The 17,422-nt window shown below is 60.3% G+C and carries 14 protein-coding genes; 4 read left to right on the forward strand and 10 right to left on the reverse strand.

Features of this window, described 5'->3' with window-relative positions:
• Positions 1–96: 96 nt before the first annotated feature.
• From ISN39_RS20315 to ISN39_RS20325, 3 genes are all read left to right on the forward strand, one after another.
• A complete protein-coding gene (locus tag ISN39_RS20315; RefSeq protein WP_194728663.1) occupies positions 97–1,482 on the forward strand; it encodes a M17 family metallopeptidase in 1,386 nt (461 codons plus the stop codon).
• Between the two features lie 115 nt (positions 1,483–1,597).
• A complete protein-coding gene (locus ISN39_RS20320) occupies positions 1,598–1,948 on the forward strand; it encodes a MarR family winged helix-turn-helix transcriptional regulator (protein ID WP_028739383.1) in 351 nt (116 codons plus the stop codon).
• A gap of 11 nt (positions 1,949–1,959) precedes the next feature.
• Complete coding sequence (locus ISN39_RS20325; RefSeq protein WP_194728664.1) at positions 1,960–2,814, forward strand: NlpC/P60 family protein; 855 nt, start codon at positions 1,960–1,962, stop codon at positions 2,812–2,814.
• Here ISN39_RS20325 and ISN39_RS20330 read toward each other — a convergent pair whose 3' ends face one another.
• The 10 genes from ISN39_RS20330 to ISN39_RS20375 form a co-directional block, all read right to left on the reverse strand.
• Positions 2,815–3,666, reverse strand: a complete 852-nt coding sequence (locus ISN39_RS20330) for an ABC transporter permease (protein ID WP_194728665.1) — start codon at positions 3,664–3,666, stop codon at positions 2,815–2,817. It abuts the gene before it with no gap.
• Positions 3,667–3,668: 2 nt separating this feature from the next.
• Positions 3,669–4,616 carry an ABC transporter permease gene (locus tag ISN39_RS20335; RefSeq protein WP_194728666.1) on the reverse strand — a complete coding sequence of 316 codons (948 nt, stop codon included), beginning with the start codon at positions 4,614–4,616 and terminating at the stop codon, positions 3,669–3,671.
• Between the two features lie 203 nt (positions 4,617–4,819).
• Entirely contained in the window at positions 4,820–6,352 is a 1,533-nt protein-coding gene (locus ISN39_RS20340) for an ABC transporter substrate-binding protein (protein WP_194728667.1), read from the reverse strand.
• Positions 6,353–6,475: 123 nt separating this feature from the next.
• Entirely contained in the window at positions 6,476–7,381 is a 906-nt protein-coding gene (locus ISN39_RS20345) for a LysR family transcriptional regulator (RefSeq protein ID WP_194728668.1), read from the reverse strand.
• A 42-nt stretch (positions 7,382–7,423) separates the two neighbouring features.
• Positions 7,424–8,410 carry a P1 family peptidase gene (locus ISN39_RS20350; RefSeq protein ID WP_194728669.1) on the reverse strand — a complete coding sequence of 329 codons (987 nt, stop codon included), beginning with the start codon at positions 8,408–8,410 and terminating at the stop codon, positions 7,424–7,426.
• A 121-nt stretch (positions 8,411–8,531) separates the two neighbouring features.
• On the reverse strand, positions 8,532–8,726 hold the full coding sequence (locus tag ISN39_RS20355; protein ID WP_027510551.1) for a hypothetical protein: 195 nt from the start codon (positions 8,724–8,726) through the stop codon (positions 8,532–8,534).
• Between the two features lie 519 nt (positions 8,727–9,245).
• The gene (locus ISN39_RS20360; protein WP_194728670.1) at positions 9,246–12,173 is read right to left on the reverse strand and encodes an aminotransferase; all 2,928 of its coding nucleotides are present in this window, start codon (positions 12,171–12,173) and stop codon (positions 9,246–9,248) included.
• A 92-nt stretch (positions 12,174–12,265) separates the two neighbouring features.
• Positions 12,266–13,150, reverse strand: coding sequence for a formyltetrahydrofolate deformylase (gene purU / locus ISN39_RS20365; protein ID WP_194728671.1), 885 nt, complete (start codon positions 13,148–13,150; stop codon positions 12,266–12,268).
• Positions 13,151–13,363: 213 nt separating this feature from the next.
• Positions 13,364–14,608: a hypothetical protein gene (locus ISN39_RS20370; RefSeq protein ID WP_194728672.1), complete on the reverse strand. Its 1,245-nt coding sequence runs from the start codon at positions 14,606–14,608 to the stop codon at positions 13,364–13,366.
• Positions 14,609–14,613: 5 nt separating this feature from the next.
• The gene (locus ISN39_RS20375; protein WP_246763352.1) at positions 14,614–15,624 is read right to left on the reverse strand and encodes a glycoside hydrolase family 5 protein; all 1,011 of its coding nucleotides are present in this window, start codon (positions 15,622–15,624) and stop codon (positions 14,614–14,616) included.
• Between the two features lie 187 nt (positions 15,625–15,811).
• On the opposite strand from ISN39_RS20375, the gene ISN39_RS20380 reads away from it, so the two are divergent.
• Positions 15,812–17,407 (forward strand): GumC family protein, encoded by a 1,596-nt coding sequence (locus tag ISN39_RS20380; RefSeq protein WP_194728673.1) that lies wholly within the window; start codon positions 15,812–15,814, stop codon positions 17,405–17,407.
• Positions 17,408–17,422 lie beyond the last annotated feature (15 nt).

Genomic DNA, 17,422 nt, shown 5'->3' on the forward strand with positions numbered 1-17,422 from the left:
AGGGAAAGGTTTGACGCAATCTTCACTCCAGCAATAGTCTGTTAACCCTAACGGACCGTTAAGAAAACGATTCCCGGACATCGCCGAAGGATAAATATGGCCCCCTATCAGTTCATCGAGAGACCGACGCCTTTCAACACGAAAGGCGGTTCCACATTGCCGATCTTCGCGGTCACGCCGGCGCATATCGAGACCGGCACGATCGATCCGATCGCGCTCGATTGGGCGAAGAAGGCAGGCTACAAGGCGGAAAGCGGTTCGCTGCTGCTGATCCCGACCGCCGCCGGCCATCTGGGCGGCGCGCTTTTCGGCCTCGGCGCCAATCCATCGGAGCAGCCCTATATCACCGGCAAGCTTGCCCGTTCACTGCCCGCCGGCGACTGGCATATCGAAACCGCACCGCTGACGGCAAACCGCCTGTCGCTCGGTTTCGGTCTCGGCAGCTACCGTTTCGACCGCTATCGTTCCGACAAGCAGGCAGCCGCGACGCTGATGATCCCGCGCGATGCCGATGGCGCGGATATCAAGCGTCAGCTCGCAGGCGTGTTCCTCGCTCGCGATCTCATCAACACACCGACCAATGACATGGGCCCCGAACAGCTCGAAGCTGCCTTCCGCGGCCTTGCCGAGCACTACAAGGCGGAAATGTCGGTCACCATCGGCGATGATCTGCTGAAGGAGAACTTCCCACTGGTCCACACCGTCGGCCGCGCCAGCGCCGACGCGCCACGGCTTCTGGAACTGCGCTGGGGGAAGAAGGGCCACCGCAAGGTTACGCTTGTCGGCAAGGGCGTCTGCTTCGATACCGGCGGCCTCGACATCAAGCCGGCCTCCTCCATGCTCTTGATGAAGAAGGACATGGGCGGTGCGGCGAACGTGATGGGTCTTGCGCTGATGATCATGGACGCGAAGCTGAAGGTCGATCTCCGCGTCATCATTCCCGTCGTTGAAAATTCGATTTCGGCAAACGCGTTCCGCCCGGGAGACATCTACAAGAGCCGCAAGGGCCTGACAGTCCAGATCGACAATACCGACGCGGAAGGCCGCCTGATCCTCGCCGATGCGCTGGCTTATGCCGACGAGGAATCACCGGATCTTTTGATCGACATGGCGACGCTGACGGGCGCTGCCCGCGTTGCGCTCGGCCCCGATCTTCCGCCCTTCTTCACGGATGACGAAAACCTTGCTCACGATCTGACTGAAGCAAGCCTCGAGACGGACGACCCGCTGTGGCGGCTCCCGCTCTATATGGGCTATGACAAGGATATCCGCGCCAAGATCGCCGACATCACCAACGCTCCGGCGGGCGGCATGGCGGGTGCGATCACGGCGGCGCTGTTCCTGAAACGCTTTGTCAGCAACGCGAAGAGCTGGGCGCATTTCGACATCTACGGCTGGGCGCCGACCGAGCGCGCTCATTCGCCAGGCGGCGGCGAGGCGCAGGCGATCCGCGCGCTTTACCACCATATCCGCCGCGGCTGACCGCGATCGTTAAAATTTTATTCACCTTGGGGGGCGGCAGATTCTGCCGCCTCTTGCCTGCCAGCATCCTCTCGCGGAAAGTAGAACGGTAGCGTAATGATTTTCCGGAGGAGCCTTGCCGATCGAATTGACTGCCTCGCAGGCCCTGCGGCTTTGGCACGGCGTTACGCTTAACCAGGTTCACCATGACGAACGTGATTTGACGTTGCGCCAGATGGCGATCCTGCTGCATATCTATCTGGTGCCGCCGCCCCATACCGTGCGGGGGCTTGCCGCGACGCTGAACGTGACAAAACCGGTTATCACCCGGGCGCTGGATACCATGGGCGAAATGGGCCTTGTCGATCGGGCACGCGACGAAAGCGACCGGCGGAACGTGATCATCAAGCGCACCGTTGGCGGCGCGCTCTATCTCGAGAAGCTCGGCGACCTGGTGCGTGACCAGGGGCGCCGCCTGCCGATCTAAGTGGAATGGAGATGACGATGCTCGACCGCCGCCTGCATGCCTATCGGCCGGATCTTGCCGAAGCGAGTCTTGAAGGCAAGGTCGAAGCCTTGCGCTTCGTTTTCGGTACCCCGGCGCGGATCGCGGTTGCCGTTGCACCGCTTCGCCCGCAACCGGATATGTCAGTCGGCATCGATACGGAACTGCTCCTCGGGGAGGATGTAACGGTCTTTGACCGCGCCGGCGGCTGGTGCTGGGTAAAGGCCCGTTCGGACGGTTATGTCGGCTATATGCCGGAGGAAATGCTGTCCGACGCCCAGACGGAGCCGACACATATCGTCACCGTGCAGCGCACCTTCCTCTATCCGCAACCGGAATTGCGAAAGCCCTATAAATCCGTGCTTTCCATGGGCAGCCGCGTCAGGGTCGCGGGTGAGGCAGAGGTGCGCGGAAATCAGTACGTCGTTCTGGAGGATGGCACCGCAATTTTTGCAAGGCATGTCCAGCCCGTCGCCGCCGGCAAGGATGACGATTATGTCGAGATCGCGTCGCGCTTCATGAATGCACCCTACTTGTGGGGCGGCCGTTCGGGCCTTGGCATCGATTGTTCTGCTCTCGTTCAACTGGCCATGCTGATGACCGGCAAAAGCGCACCGCGCGACACGGACATGCAGGCAGCAAGCCTCGGCGAAAGGATCGATCGCTCCGGACTTCGCCGCGGCGACCTCGTCTTCTGGAAGGGACATGTCGCAATCATGGAGGACCCCGAAACGATCATTCACGCCAATGGCTACACGATGACTGTCGCCCGCGAGAATTTCGAGGCGGCTGTCAAACGAATAGGCCAGCTCTACCAACAGCCGACCGGCTACCGCCGTCCGGTCTGATCAAAATCGCCGCGGGTCGAAGAAATCGCGCAGTCCATCGCCCAGCAGGTTGAAGCCGAGAACGGCAAGCCCGATCGTAAGCCCTGGCAGGATGGCAAGCCATGGCGCCAGCCCAAGATAGGTTTGGGAATCGGCGAGCATCCGGCCCCAGGTCGGCGCCGGCGGCGCCACGCCGAGGCCAAGGAAACTTAAACCGGCCTCGGTGAGGATCGCCAGCCCAAGCTGGATCGCGGCATGGACGATGATCTGGTTCATGATGTTCGGCAACACATGGCGCACCGAGATCGTCAAGCGGCTGTTGCCGATCGCGCGCGCCGCCAGCACATAGTCGCGGCTCCAGGCCTGAAGGGCAGCAGCAAGTGTGACCCGCGCGAAGACCGGGATCATGAAGACGGCAATCGCTGTAATCGCCGTGAACCTGCCGGATCCGAGAAAAGCGCCCAGGATCATCGCCGAGAGGATCGGCGGCAGCGCGAAGATGACGTCGCAGACGCGCATCAGCAGCGTTTCGAAAATGCCGCGGGTGGCTGCCGCCGAAATGCCGGCAACCGAACCGATCGTGCCGCCGATGGCGACCGCGGTGATGGCGATCGACAGCGAATTCCAGCATCCGGCCATCAGCATCGAAAGAACGTCGCGGCCGAATTGATCGGTCCCGAGCACGCCGAAAGCGAAGGGCGGCTGCAGTTTGTAAATGATCTGCATCTTTGCAGGGGGCAGCGGCGTCCAGACGAGTGACAGAAGTGCAACCGCAACAAGCAATCCGACGATGGATGATCCGGCGAGAAGCTTTATTTGCCGGCTAAGTATAAATGGCCGCCGTTTGATGGAACTGTTGGAAGCGATCGCCATTGTCACACATCCCTTCGCAGTCGCGGGTCGATCGCGAGATAGGACATATCGACGAGGAAATTCATGATGACGACGAGCGCGGCAAAGAACAGCACGACGTCCTGCATGGCGATGATGTCGCGTTGCGACAATGCCTGAAAGGCAAGCCGTCCAAGACCTGGAAGGTTGAAGACGTTTTCGACCAGAATCGCGCCCGCCACCAGGAACGTAAACTGCAGTCCAAGGGTCGTCAGGATCGGCACCAGCGCATTCGGCACGGCGTGCCGCCATAAGACTGCGCGGGCCGACAGTCCCTTCGCGAGCGCCGTCCGCGTGAAATCCTCGTGCAGTGTTTCGAGTACCGCTGTGCGGGTGACGCGCGTCAGCACGCCTGCTTGCGGAAGCGCTAAGGCTGTGGTGGGCATAACCAGCGCCTGCAGTGCAGGCCAGAGCCCGGCACCCCAGCCCGGAAAGCCACCTGCCGGCATGAGCCCAAGTGTCGTCGAAAACAGGATGATGAGCAGCAGTGCCACCCAGAAAGCCGGAACGGCAATGCTTACCTGTGAAAAGAGCGTCGCTATGATATCGGCGATGCCGTCCCGCCGTGCTGCCGCGAAGGTACCGAGCGGCACGGCGATGGCGACCGAAAGGAGGATCGCGAGCAGCGCCAGCGGCAACGTTACTGCCAGCCGCTCGAGGATCAGCCCCGCAACCGGCACGCCATAGGTATAAGACTGCCCGAGATCACCGGAAAGCACCCCGGCTACCCATTGGCCGTAGCGAAAGAGCAGAGGCTGGTCGAGCCCGAGTTCATGGCGAAGTGCTGCCAGCGTCTCCGGCGTCGCCGAGGTTCCGAGCATGATCGAAGCGGCATCGCCCGGCAGAAGGTCCATGACAGCAAAAATCAGGAAAGAGACGGCGGCAAGCGTCAGGATCAGTCCGGCAAAGCGGCGGCCAAGAAGCGCGATCATAGGCGCGGCTTACTTGCGGCCGACGCATTCGTCACAGGAATCCAGCCACGGCGCGTCGGCGTCGCGAATGACTCGATCGAAGGAGTCTTTTGCGCCCAAGGAATTCGGCGTTCTGGAGCCCTGTGACAAGCACAGGGATGAGGGAGAAGAGAATTGCGCGTCACCTATTCACGCCTTCTGCATATCCAGCACAAAACCCAGCCTCACTCCTTCCACGCCACATTCGTCAGAACATTCGAAGGAATCGGCTCGTTTTCCCACAAGCCCTTCAGATTCTTGTCCCACACGCCGAGCTTGGGCATGACGAATAGATATAGCGCCGGCACATCCTCGGCGAGGATTTTCTGCGCCTCTTCGTTGATCTTGACCTGCAAGGCGGGGTCGGTCGTCTCCTGCACCTTCTTCACCAGATCGTTGAAGACCGGGTTCTTGTAGTTGAAGTAGTAGGGATCGCGGGAATAGATGTCGATATCCATCGGCTCGGCATGCGCCACGATGGTCATTTCGTAGGCGCGGTCCTTCATCACATCCTGAACCCATTTTGCCGGAAATTCGGTCGGTTCAATGTTCATGGTCACGCCGATCTCGGCAAACATTGCCTGCATGACCTGGGCGCTGCGTGGCGCATAGGCCATCTGCGGCGATTTGATCGTGAAGGTGAAGCCATTCGGATAACCGGCTTCCGCAAGGAGTGCCTTCGCCTTTTCGGGATTGTAGGGCAACACACCGGTCATGTCCTGATAACCCGGATCGTTCGGCGTATAATGGCTACCGATCGCCGTGCCGAGGCCCGACCAGGCGCCGTCGATCACCGTCTGGCGGTCGATCGCCATCATCAGGGCCTGGCGCACTCGCTTGTCGTCGAAAGGCTTCCTGGAATTGTTCATGCCCGCAACGACCTTGAGCTCGGTATTGCCGATCTTCGTCACGAGCCGCGGATCACCTTCGAACGAGCTCATCAGCTCGGGTGCCGCGAATTCCGGAATGGCGTCCACGTCGCCTGCCTTCAGTGCGGCAGCCTGTGCTTGCGGGTCGGATATGAAGCGAAAGGTCACCTTGTCGAGCTTCACAGATACTTGGCTGTTCCAATAGGCTTCGTTTTTCGCGAGCTCGACCTTGTCGCCCTTCGCCCAGTTGACGAATTTGAACGGACCGGTTCCGACCGGGTGCGTCTTGTCGCTCGCAGTGGAGTTCGGACCAACCATGACCGATGCCGGCCAACCAAGCCAGTAAAGCAGGCTTCCCGTCGGCTGCGAGAGGTGCAGCACCAGCGTTTCGGGATCGGGCGTATCGATGGAGGCAATCGAGGCGAAGAAGCGCTTCTGCGGATTGACCGAATCTTTGCCGCGGGCACGCTCCAACGCGAACTTGGCCGTAGCGGAATCGAAGGTTTCGCCGTCGTGGAACTTGACGCCGGTCTGCAGCTTGAACGTATAGGTCAGCCCGTCCGGCGAAAGTTCCCAGCTCTTGGCAAGCTGCGGTCGGACCTTGCCGCTCTCATCGATAGACACCAGCCCTTCAAAGATATTCTGCCAGGTCACCTGACCGATCGCGACCGGCGCGGCGATTGTCGGGTCGAGCCCCGTCGGCTCGACGCTCATGCCGAGATTGAGCACCGCCTTGCCCGCTTGAGCCGGCATGACGACGCTTGCCATCATCACGACGGAAAGGGCAGCGCTGAGGGAGAGGCGTTGGGCATGGCGTGTGAAAGGTGCCGGCAAAAGCCTGGTGATCATAATCCTGCGGATCCCGAAAAAGCGGTGTGAAATTGATGCGAACATTTTGTGTTCACAGTGTATCGAAAAAAGCTACACACTAAAAGCAGAGAAAATGCAAGCTGTCTCCTTGCGCGACCGGCCTCAGCGGCTCTTCAGTTTCGTCCGCATGAAATTCTCGATGAACCCGATGAGCTTGGCGGCCGCGAAGGAGAGCTGCCGGTCCGGTGCGATCGAGAGCGCGACATGGGTGCGGATGGAGGTTTCGCTGGAAAGAGGGATTGCAGCAAGCTGACCCGCCTCGATCTCGCGGCGAACAGCAAGTGCCGGCAGGAGCGTCACTGCGCTGTCGCTGAGCACGAGTTCCTTAAGCATTTCCAGCGAACTTGCCGTGAAAACCGGGTCGATCGTCAGCCCCTGCCGCTCGATAAGTGCATCGAAGCTCTGGCGGAAACCAAATGACTTCTCGGGCAGGGCGAGCGTATCGCGCGCAAGTTCGCGAAGGGTGATTTCCTTGCGGCCTGCCGCTGCATGACGCGCCGAAACGATCACGTCGTAAGCGATTTCAAAGCGCGTCACCACTTTTGCCTCCGACATCGGTGGCGCAAAAAGCGTCAGCGCCATGTCGGCCTGTGCTGCGTTCACCGCTTCGATGGCCTGCCGCGCGCTGGTGATCATCACTTCGAAGCGGATATTGGGGTAACTGCGGCTGAATTCCGAAAGCGCGGGTGCGAGCAGGCTGGTGACGATCGCTCCATTGGCGTAGATGGTTACCCTACCGCGCGCGATCCCCTTGAGATCTTCGATCAGCTGTTGCACGTGCTCGAGTTCGCGAAGTGTCCGCCCGGCGCGCGCGGCAAGCAGCTCACCTGCGGCCGTCAGCGTCACGCCGCGCGCGCTGCGTTCGACGAGCGCAGCGCCGAAATGCTCTTCGAGATTTTCGATCTGGCGGCTGACGGCAGTCGGCGCAACGCCCAGGTTCTCGGCAGCCTGGCGCATGGACTTGGTCCTAACCAGCTCGTCGAAATACATCAGGGCCCGGATCTGCATTTTCTCTCTCCGCCGCTTGGCCTTGTTACTCTGTCCGGGCAATCAACGCCCGTCCGGGTAGAGCTCCCGCCAGGCCGGCTGCGCACCCTCGTAAGGCAGCGTTGTCGCTTCGTAAACACCGCGCGCGATGGCGCGGGCCATGACCATCCCCGCAAGATGGCAAAGCTCCATCAGTTCGCCCATGTCGGCCATCGCTCGTGCACCGGTCGAGGCAGCAAAGACCGTATCGCCGTCGAGCGGCAGATGCGCCGGAAGCAATGCCCTTGCCAGCCCGTCATGTGCGCCCAGCGAAAGCCGGTGAGCCTCGGCTTTCGACAGTGCCGCATCGGTCACCACCGCACCGATCGTGGTTGCAGGCGCCATCACGCCCTTCAGCCGCAAGCGATGATCTATCACCGCCGGCATTCCGAGCCCGCCGAATTCGTTGTCTCGTTCGAAGGGTGCCGCCCAGAAATGCGGCCCGTCGCCGATCGTTGCCGAACCGAGCGCATTGACTGCGACGATTGCCGCCACCCGATGCCCAGCGCTGCTGACCGTGCTTGCCGAGCCGAGCCCGCCCTTGAATGTCGCTGTCGTCGCACCCGTTCCAGCCCCGACCGTTCCAAGCGGAAATTCGCCTTTCGTCGCCGCCTTGAAGGCCGCATAGCCCATCTCCCGGTAAGGCGAATGCAGGCCCCAATCCTTGTCGCCACCGTTTAGGAGATCGAAGAGGATCGCCTCGGGTACGATTGGCACGCGCGAAGTGCCCACCTGGAATCCGCGGCCGGCTCCCCTCAGGCCGGCCTGGACGCCGCCCGCCGCATCCAGCCCAAAGGCCGAGCCGCCGGAAAGAACGAAGGCATCAACCTTCTCGACCGTCATCGACGGATCGAGCAAGGCGGTGTCCCGGCCTGCGGGCGCGCCGCCGAGAACGGCGGCCGAAGCCGTCGCCGGTTCGTCGAAGATAATCGCGGTGACGCCGGAACCGAGCTTCAGGTCCGTTGCGTGGCCGATCGAAACGCCTTCGATATCGGTAATGAGATTGAGCAAGTGCGCCGTCCTTGTTGACGTCGGATAGGATCGCAACCAGCACGAAAAAACAAGACCGGCCCCTTTTGGGACCGGTCATAAATCTTGGAAAGCGATGAAGTGCGGAAACCTAAGCCTGTTTTCAGGCATGGATTGGCTTTGGATGGCGCCGGGTCATCAGGTCGTGGATCGCGAGCTTCACCTCGTCCGGCGAACTGAAACGCTGCTCGTCAAGGTCGTGCACGTGAAACTTCACGGCGATGAATTTCAGCCGGTCTTCATCTGGAATGACGATCCCCACGGGGACGCCTGCATATTCGATAACTTGCTTTTTCATGCGTAGAACTCCTGCCGCGCGGATTGCGAGGCGATGACGAATTGACTTGTCTGATACCGTTGAAAGGGGACGAAGGTCACATTCGACAGTTCGGGCGGGAGAGGGCGCCCGGACGGTCATTGCCGAGCACAATTCGCCCAAGAAGGGTGGCGAGAATACCGATATCAATCATGTCTCGTTCCTTGTGTTGGCGTTGCACTCTTGAGGTCTCGAAAGGCTCAAGACCCGGCGACGACTATCTTTTATAATCTACCTTGCTTGTAGAGAATAGCGGACAGTCTGTCAGAAACATATTCCGAAACGTGTCAAAATCTCGACGATCCGAAAAAAATAATTCCACCACAGTCATACTTGCTGAAAGAACGTTATCAGACCTTTGTGCAAATTCCGTGACGGGCGGAAGCCTCGTTTCGATCACCGGGACAGACATAGGAAGTCGGCTTGATTCCGGCAATGGGGCTTTTGATTAAAAAACCGAAAGCCTCGAAATGACCGCATTGGTTAATGGCGGCGGGGAGGTCACCAGCCCTCGGATAGGACCTTTTCCAGCATGTCCGCGAAGAAGTCGGCGCTCTCGGTGGTCAAGCAAAGCGGCGGTTTGATCTTCAACACATTCAGGTGATCGCCGGTTGGCTGCATGATCACGCCGAGTTCGAGAAGACGGTTGCAGATGGCCGCCGTCTCTTGCGTCGCCGGCTCCAGCGTCGTTCTGTCGCGTACGAATTCAAGGCCGAGATAGAGTCCCATGCCGTGGACGGCGCCCGCAATCGGGTGCTTGTCGATCAGCGCGGCCAGTCGGCTTTTAAGATGATCCCCGACGTCGCGTGCATTGTCCTGGAGCTTTTCGTCCACCATGACGTCGAGCACCGTCATGCCGGCAACGCAACTGACCGGGCTGCCGCCAGACGAGGAAAAGAAATAGCCTTCCTTCTCCAGCGACCCGGCGATTGCCTGCGTCGTGATCACCGCGCCGAGCGGGTGGCCGTTGCCCATGCCCTTGGCGATGGTGATGATATCCGGCACCACGCCCTGCTGTTCGAAGCCCCAGAAGTGATGGCCAAGCCTGCCATAGCCGACCTGCACCTCATCGGCTATGCAGACTCCTCCGCGGGCACGCACTTGAGCATAGACTTCTGATAAATATCCGTCCGGCAGGGCAATGCCGCCGGCATTCCCATAGACCGATTCGGCAATGAAGCCCGCAAGCCCTTGCCCGCCGGCATCGATCGACTGCAGCACGGGCGCCATCGCGGTGAGATAGTCTCCGGCCGAATCCGGCCCACGAAATTCGCCGCGATAGGTGTTGGGTGAAGTGATGGCATGCACCCAATCCGGCCGGGTCGCCAGGGCCTGAGGGTTGTCGGCAATTGAGGTGGAAACGGCGTCGCTTGCCACCGACCAGCCATGATAGGCTTCCAGCAGGCAAAGCATGTTGCGCGCACCCGTATGCGCCCCGGCGAGCCGGATCGCCAGGTCATTTGCCTCCGATCCGCTGTTGACGAGGAAGACGCGGTCCAGTCCGTCGGGCGCCAGAGCTGCCAATCGCTCGCAGAACTCACCGAGCGCCGCATAGTGAAAGCGCGAATTGGTGTTGAGCTTCAGCCATTGTTCGCCGATCGCTTCTGCCAGGCGCGGATGCCCGTGGCCGAGAATCGTGACATTGTTGACCATGTCGAGATAGGCGCGCCCCTCGACATCGAACATGTGTTCCTTCCAGCCGCGCTCGATCTGCGGCGGCACCTCGTAGTAATTCTTCTGCGGTTTTGCGAGATGCGCCTGGCGCCTGGAGAAAAGTTCTTCCGTCTCCGGCTCGGGCGCACTGGCGCCTGGTCCAAGCAGGCCTGCAGGCGAGGGGCAAAGCACGGACCAGGCGGCTGCCTCCTGCGGCGCGGCAAAGAGGGGCGGTTCGAGCGCCGGAACCGTGCAGAACTGGATACGCAAGCCGCCGAGCGAAGAGGCTTCGCCCGAGACCGTCCCGATGATCTGCCCCTGTTCCACCTCGGCGCCATCCTCAACAGACAGGTCCAGGCCATCAAGATGCAGATTGATACCGTCGCCGATCAGGACGAGATGGTGGTTCTTGCAATCGATGCGTCCGGTAAATGGTGCAGCGACGCTGTTGCCTCCGGGGAGGCAGATGTCGGTATGCAGCGCGTAGGTCGATGGCTGCCTGGCGCTTCGAAGAACGGCGCGCGAAAGCCGGTATTCGCCGTAGCGGGTCGCGGCGATGCCCGCCTCATTCGCCGCGCGTGCCAAAAGCCGCCAGTCCATTTCCGCATTCAGCCAGTTTCCGGCCGCAAAATGCGGGCTCTGAACGCCGAGGTCGAGATAGGCGATGTTTGCAAGATCGATCTCCGGCAGAAGCGCGTGCCAGCCGGACATATCGACCGGCGTCATGTCGGCGCCGACCGCGTCAAAAATTGCCGCCTCCATCAATTCGAAGGGAACGGACATGGCCGTGTCGAAGATTTGCCGTTCAAGTTCCAGATTGTCGCGGACGTAGTCGTTTTCCGGGTCGATCGAAATCTGCTGTTCGCTGCTCGCGACGAGAATGACGGCGCGCGCGACAATCAGCGGCCAGAGCGCCTTCAGTTCCTCGTCCGTCAGCGGATAGATCTCGTGATAGGCCTTGACCGCCGGCAGGATGTAGAAGGGATCGCCATCAGCCTGATGCAGCAGCGAGGCGCAGGTAACGGCAAGGTCGCCGACGAGCCAGCCGCGAATGACATCGCCGAAATCGATGACGCCATCGGGCATCGGCCGCCCTTGCGCATCAATCCGGCAGACGACGTTGTCGCCTGTTACATCATGATGCACGGGCTGGACGCGAAGCGATGGCGCGAGCGGCTGGATGCGGCGTACGGCAAGCACCATGCTCTTGGCGATCCGGTCGCGCGCAGCGCTGTCGGTGATGGCCGAAAGCAGCTGAACGGCAACAGGCCCCGCCCGGCGCAGGTCCCATTGCAAGCTGCGGTCGAGGCCCGAATGATTGAAGTCGGCGAGCGCCTGTGCCAGCCGGGCGCAGAGTGCGCCAAGGGCCGCGACGGAAGCCTTCGGCAGGTATTTGCGATGCGTCAGTCCTTCGCCTTCGAGATATCCGAGCAGACGCACCTTGAAGGTCTGTTCGCGAACTGTGACGGCGATGATATCCTGGCCGTCCGTCGAGCTCATGACCCTCGGGACACGCGGCGTACCCTCCTTGCTGGTCAGATACCGGATTGCCGCATTCTGCGCCTCGAGCTCCAGCGTATCGTAAGCCATGTGGCAGATCTTCAGCACATAGCTGCCATCACCAGTATTGATCCGGTAATTGCGGTCCTGCTGGCTGCCGAGTTCGGTGATCGTGCCGTGGAGGCCATAGCGGGATTGCAGGATGCTTTCCGCTTCGGCCGGCGTTACGTCCGGGCGCGGCAATTCCATACGATCGGCACGCGCATCATCGGTCATGGCATCCCCCAGCATGATTCGATTTTCCACATTAAGCAGATAATCGAATGCATGTCATGGGCAAGCGCTTACTACTACCCTTTCGAGTTGTTTCAACCCATACGTTCGGAGGCGTAGCTTCCTGGGCTTGCCGGGAAGACGATGGTGCGGTTGCCGTTCAGGAAGACGCGGCGATGGATATGGGCATGGATGGCGCGCGCCAGCACCTGGCTTTCGACGTCGCGGCCGATCGAGACATAGTCCTCGGCACTCTGGGCATGGGTGATGCGCGCCGTATCCTGCTCGATGATCGGACCTTCGTCGAGATCGGCGGTCACGTAGTGCGCCGTGGCGCCGATTAGCTTTACGCCGCGCTCGTAGGCCTGCTTGTAGGGGTTGGCGCCCTTGAAGGACGGCAGGAAGGAATGGTGGATGTTGATGATCCGGCCGGACATCTTGCGGCACATTGCATCGGAAAGCACCTGCATATAGCGGGCGAGCACGATCAGTTCCGTGCCGGTCTGGTCGACGAGCTCAAGCAGCTGGGCTTCGGCCTGCGGCTTGTTCTCCTTGGTGACCCTGATGTGATGGAAGGGAATGTCGTGGTTGACCACGACCTTCTGATAGTCGAAGTGGTTGGAGACGACGCCGACGATATCGATCGGCAGGGCGCCGATTTTCCAGCGATAGAGCAGGTCGTTCAAACAGTGGCCGAAGCGGGAGACCATCAAGAGCACCTTCATGCGGCTGTCCCCATCGTGGATTTCAGCCTCCATGCCAAATTTCTCGGCGATCGGCTTGAAGCCTTCCTTCAGCGCCGGCAGTGCAGCGCCTTCCTCGGAAATGAAGCTGACGCGGGTGAAGAACTTGCCGGTGTCGAGGTCGTCGAACTGCGAGCTGTCGACGATGTTGCAGCCCTGATCGGCGAGATAATTCGCAATCGCCGCTACGATGCCGCGCGTCGATTGGCACGATACGGTCAGTACATAATGCGTCATGGCCCTCTTCCCTCTCACGGCAATAGCCGACAGGTCTGCTTAGATCAAAGCAGCTACGCCGCATAGGCGAAGCTCTCGTTCGTGCAACAATTTGCAAGAGAAGCTGTCAAGGACTTGCAGGCTCTTGCATCCGTTCGTTACGCTCCAACTTACGGAAGTCATAGCGAGAGTCCGTTCCGCCTGCGCCGTCGCGTATCCCCGCCGCGCAGCCGTTCAGGCAGAAACCGACATGCCTACTTTACCGGCAGCGCGTTTCCCGCGCACGCCCTCGTTGACCTTCAGGAAGCCGACGAGCAGCCAGACGAGGCCGGCCGTCTTCATGGAGAAGATCGCCGTGGAGCCGATCATCAGGTTAAGGAACATGAAGAGCGATAGCGAATGCGCAAGACGCTTCTGGTTCGGCGTCTCGCCTGCCGGGAAAAAGGAGACGAACAGCCAGAAGAGGATGAGGCCGAAGATCGTCGCGCCATAGGTTATGTAGACGTAGCCGCTATCGACGAAAGTCGTGGCTTTCTCGAGTTCAAGGCCGAGCGCCGCCGGGATATCCATTGCGATGATGTTCCGGATTGTGCCGCTGATGCGGCCGACGAAGTCGTCTTCATGGGCATCGGGACGGAATGCATAAATGACGAAGCCCATGACGATAATCATCGGCATCATCAAGAGATCGCAGATCTTCGGAATCCACGGAAAGATAAAATAGCCGCCGAGGCAGGCCATGCTGAAAATCAGCATCGTACGCGTGTCGTTGGTAATGAGGATCAGCATGACGGTGAAGACGAAGAGCAGCCGGTCGAACAATCTCAGGCGATTGGAAAAACTGACGAGATAGATGACCAGCACGCCGCAGAAATTGGCAAGTGACACCTGCTCCAGGAAGATCGATGAGGACCGGTGATCGATAATCCCGAAGGAAAAGCGGGATGGGAACCCGAGCGCGCCGCGAAAGAGCCCGATGTCACTATATGTGGCGCGGGGCACGCCGCGGGTGTTTTCGAAATATTCAGCCGGATGGAACAGGGCCACATAGGCTTGCACCGAGACGATCTCGCAGATCAGCACCGCCAGCACCACAACGCTGCATATCTTGAAAATCAGCTTCAGCGTTCGTTCGTTCGTCCATCGCCCCATGATGACGAAAGCGAAGATGATCAGCACGTTGCGCAGGTGGTCGATATAGCCTGCGCGGTTGAGCGCGATCACATAGACGGTGAGGAAGATCGTCGCCAGCAAATAGCCAAGCGGAGCGAGGTCTTCTTCGTAAAGGCCCCTCTTTAAAAGGAAGCCAAAACTATAGATCAGCAGCAGGATCTCGCTGAGGGCGACGTGCGACGACGCAAGCGGCGTGATGTTGTGGTTGATGAAGGCGAGAAGGCAATTATAGGTGACCGACAGCACGCCGACGGCCAGGATGCCGTAGTCGATCGGTTCCTTCGTTGTTGCATCTCGCTGTTCCATCGCCGCTACCTGCCCATTGTCCGGCACGCGTCTTCGGCAGGAGAAGGCGCCTTGGCGGCGGCTTCCAGCACCGCGATCTGCTTTCGCTCATGGCCGTCGTGGGGCTGCACGTTCAAGGGCTCGCTCGCCGGCCACCAGTCACCGGCCACCCAATAGGTCCAGCCAAGCCAGACGTCGCCGTTCTCCTGCATCGTATCCAGAACCGTCTTCAAGCCGGCGACGCATTCCGGTGCTTGCGAAACGCCGAATTCGCCTAGCAGCACCCTGGTGCCGTGCTCGCGTGCCCAATCGGACATGCGGATGATGGCATTCCTGGCGTTCTGATTGCCGGAGCATTCGTCATGCGTACCGGAAGAATCGCTGTCGAAATACTGGTGAACCTCGTAGGCAAAGTTCTTGCGCGGATCCTTGACGCCGAGCATCACAGTGCCATTTGGCCCGCCTGGGCCATCGGACTGCCAGGAATGGGCGCCCGTCCACTTCGTGCCCGGCACGAGGACGAGATTGTTGGCGCCGACCGCCCGGATGCCGCGGAACGCCGCATTGGCGGCGCTCAGCCATTTGTCGCTGGCAATGTCGTGGGGTTCGTTCATGAGCCCGAAAATCACGTCGTCCTGATTGGCGAATTCGGAAGCAAGCCGAGTCCAGAAATCTGCGAATGCCAGGGTCGTCGCCGGCGGTGTCCCGACCTGCGTTTTCTTGTACTGGGCATAATTGTGCGGATCGAGAATGGCAGTCATCTCATGTTTGCGCAAAAGGGCCACCGTATCCTTGATGCGCTGGAGCTCGGCGTCGTTCAGTGCCTGCCCGAGTTCGGGCTGCAGCCGCTCCCACAAGAACGGCAAGCGAACGATATTCATCCCCTTCTCTTTGAAGTAGCCGATCGTCTCTTCGGAGGGGTAGGCATAATCCTTGAAAATCTCTCCACCCGGATTGCCGAATTCCGCACCGGAAAGATTGATGCCACGAAAGCAGGGACCCGCGGCTTCGGCAAGGCCGGCGTGCCACGGCAGCATTGCTGCCGTGGCGATCGTCAGCATGCGGTGCCAGGGCGATAACGCGGCTTTCATCGATCTCGCTTTCAGGAGTTCTGCCATGTTCCGGCAATATCGGGTAGGGTATCTTAACGCTCCGTTAGCTAAGGATTTCTAAAGTCGGTCTACCTCCGCCAAAGATCTGCGTCGGCGGGTCACGAGTGTGTTTATGAGCCAATTTGACAGGAACAGAGTTAGTCGGCTGCCTAGCTGGCGAAGCTACGAGCCTGCGCCAACCGCGCCGGAAAGCTCTCCCGCGCGCGCGCCTGTCCTGAGGCCTGGTGATTTCGCAAAACCCTTTCCCGAGCCGGAGGCGCCGCCGTCGCCCACCCCTCCCGAAAAGGATTTACGCCAGACACAGCCTTTGCCGTCGCAGTCGGAGCGTGCCGTTGTCCGCGCAGCGCCGGTTTCCGTCGATCCTGACGCGCCGCTTGTTGATATGCGATCGGTCATCTTTGCGATCTGGAACAGAAGGCTGATTGTCCTCGGACTGGCCGCGCTCGGCGCTTTGGCGGGCGGAGCACTGCTGCCGTTGCTGCCGCAGAAATTCACCGCAAGCACCAGCCTTTATTTCGATCCGCGCCAGATCGGCCTTGCTGATCCGGCGACACAATCATCGACGATCTCGCCGGAGATGATTTCGTCGATGATCGACAGCCAGGTGCAGATCCTGATGTCCGGCAATGTGCTGCGCCGGGTTGCCGATACCATGAAGCTTGCGCAGGATCCGGAATTCAACGGCGGCCGGAGTGACGACGCGGCTGTAGTCAGTGCCCTGCAGAAGTCGCTTACGATCACCCGCCAGAGCAGCACCTATGTCGTATCGTTGACGGCCGTGACGAACAATCCGGAGAAATCCGCCAAGCTTGCAAACCAGGTCGTGACCTCGTTCATGCAGGAGGAAAGCAGTGCCTCGACAGGTCTATACGAAAATACCACGGCGACGCTCGATGTTCGTTTGACCGATCTGCGCCAGAAAGTGCAGGAGGCCGAGCAGGCCGTCGAAACCTTCCGCGCCGACAACGATATGGCAGCGACGGAGGGCAATCTGATTTCCGACCAGCGCCTTGCCTCGCTGAATACGTTGCTGCTGACTGCGCAGGAAAAGACAATTCAGGCCAAGGCCCGCGCGGATGCGGCCGCGAACATGAGCTTCGAGGATGTCGTCGCCAATATCCGAACGGACGGCAATTCTGTGAACTCGTCGCTCGCGAGCCTTCGACAGCAATATGCCACTCAGGCCGCAGCCGTCGGCAGCCTCGAGAGCCAGATGGGCGCTCGTCATCCGCGACTGCAGGCCGCGCGCTCGTCACTGCAGAGCATTTCGGGCGAGATCAAGGGCGAATTGCAGCGCATGGTGACTTCGGCGCGCGCCGATTATGAGCAGGCGACAAAGGCCGAGGAGGCGATTGCCAAGGAACTGAACATTCAAAAGGCGCTGCAGGCGACCACATCCGACAAGCAGGTCGAACTCAACGAACTGCAGCGCAAGGCGACGGCCGCCAGGGAAATTTACGAGACCGTCCTGAAGCGCTCCAGCCAGACGACCGAGGAGCAGAACCTTCCGCAGAGCAACATCCGCGTCATTTCAGAAGCCGAACCGCCAACGAAACCGGACGGTCCCGGCAAGAAGATTCTTTTGATCGCCGGCGTTATCGGCGGGTTCTTCACCGGCTTTGCCGCCGGCGCGGCATTTGCGATCCTCGCAAGCCTCTTTGGGCATCCGGTCATTCGGGGCTATTTCCGCCGGGAGGCCCAGCGGTAAAGGGCTTCGAAATCA

It is taken from the genome of Rhizobium sp. 007 (assembly GCF_015353075.1).
Taxonomy (GTDB): Bacteria; Pseudomonadota; Alphaproteobacteria; order Rhizobiales; family Rhizobiaceae; genus Rhizobium.